The organism is Streptomyces sp. NPDC088915 (assembly GCF_044749825.1).
GTDB lineage: Bacteria > Actinomycetota > Actinomycetes > Streptomycetales > Streptomycetaceae > Streptomyces.
On the sequence record NZ_JBIVIR010000049.1, the window covers coordinates 1 to 1,771 of the forward strand.

General features: G+C 75.2%; 1 pseudogene. It reads right to left on the reverse strand.

From position 1 onward, the window contains the following. Positions 1-761 (reverse strand): annotated as a pseudogene (locus ACIP5O_RS36870) (helix-turn-helix transcriptional regulator); the annotation flags it as partial. Between the last annotated feature and the right edge of the window lie 1,010 nt (positions 762-1,771).

The following is a 1,771-nucleotide window of genomic DNA, read 5'->3' on the forward strand; positions in this document are numbered from 1 at the left end:
GTCGCGGTTCCGAGCCCCGACACCGCGATCAGCTCGTCGCGGCCGACGGGCCCGTCGAGGACGGCGGCCGCCCAGACCACCGGCCGGTGCGCCGGTGACAGCGCGTGCGTACGGGTCAGGACCAGCTCCGCGAGCCGGGCCGGCACGCCGGCCGCCTCCACCTCGGCTGCCGTGCCGGTGAACGGCGGCCGCTGCTCCCCCAGTACGGCGAGGAGGTCGACGACCACCCGGGGCACCCCGCCGGTGAGCTCGCGCAGCCTGCGCACCGCCCCGTCCGTGCAGGTGCCGTCCAGCGCCTCCACGGCGGCCCGGCGGACGCGTTCCTCGTCCCAGGGTGCGAGGCGGTGCCGGAGCACCGCCAGGCCGGAGGGGTACGCCGTCGGCGCAGCGCCCAGCGGCAGACCGGGCACGGGAAGCTCTTCGGGACGGTAGGTCACGGCAGCCGCCGAGCCCGGTGCGAGGCCTTCGAGGACCCGGCGCAGCCGCCCCAGCTCGTCCTCGTCCGCCCGGTGGACGTCGTCCACCAGCCACAGGGCCGGTGTCCGCCGGTGTCCGTCCTGCTCCGGCGGGCCGTCGCCGGCGCCGCACCGCCACCGCACCCGGGCCGTGTCCGCCGTCCCGGGCAGGTCGGCCAGCTCCCGGAGCAGATGGCTCTTCCCCGAGCCGGCGACGCCTTCGACGAACAGCAGCACCGGATCGGCGCTTCCGTCCGCGAGGGCGCGGGCCAGGGGCCGCAGAGCGGAACCACGCGTCTCGATCACGCCGTCATCCTCGCTCTCTTCCTTCCGGGCGGCCCGGTCACGCCGCACCCGGCACCTCGCACCCGCCGCGGGGCCGCCGTCCCGCCACCTCTCCGCCCCGCCATCTCGCCACCTCGCCACCTCGCCACCTCGCCGCCGAAGCGTCGGGAAGGCGCGGAGGCCGTGGCGCGGCGGCCCTACGGTTCCCGCGGCGGGAATCCCGTACGGCGGAAACCCCTCGCCGCGGGAATCCCGTACGGCGGGAATCCCGCGAAAGGCATTCCGCGCCCGGGGCACCGGTTCGCACGAGTCGATTCCGGAACCGTATCAAGGTGGCAGCGCGAGCACACGGGCACGGGAACGGAATTTTCACCGCCCCTCCCGCGCGAAACCGGAAATCCGTCTCGTTGCGCGGCGCCGGCGGCGGGTGGCGCGGATTCACGTATGAGCGCGCGCGGGGGCCGGCATTCGACGGGCGGGCGTGCCCGGGCGCGCGGAAGAGCCTTCGGCGACGGCGCGCCGCGGAGCACGCCCGGCCGACTGCCGAAAAGCAGGGCGCGGTGCCGTCCGGCCGGGACTGCCCGAGGGCGGCGCGCACAGCTCGTTCCGCACGCCCGTGCACAGGTCGGCCGACCGAGGCTGGAGGAATCCCGAGCGTGTTCCGCACGGGCCCACGAGTCCGGTCGGCCGACGCCCGAACCTAGGGGCCCTTCCGTACTCCCGAACATCCGGAGAGCCGGTTCCACGGATACGCAATCAATCCCCCGGCACCGGACCCGCGGCGCGACCACCCCTTCTCGGGCGGCACGGCCCTCACGCACCCGTCGTCGCGTCGAAATAAATAGGTGTCCGTATGTACGGGCACCCGGATGGTCCTCGTGCCGTCCCCGTTCATAGGTTTCCGCCACCGGCCGATCACTCGCCCTCCACGGCGACCGGCCGCACCGCGACGGACCACGGGCGTACCCAGCCCCACCACCCTTCGCGCGCACCACCGCCGCCCCACACCCCCCACCACCCCCACCGAGGAA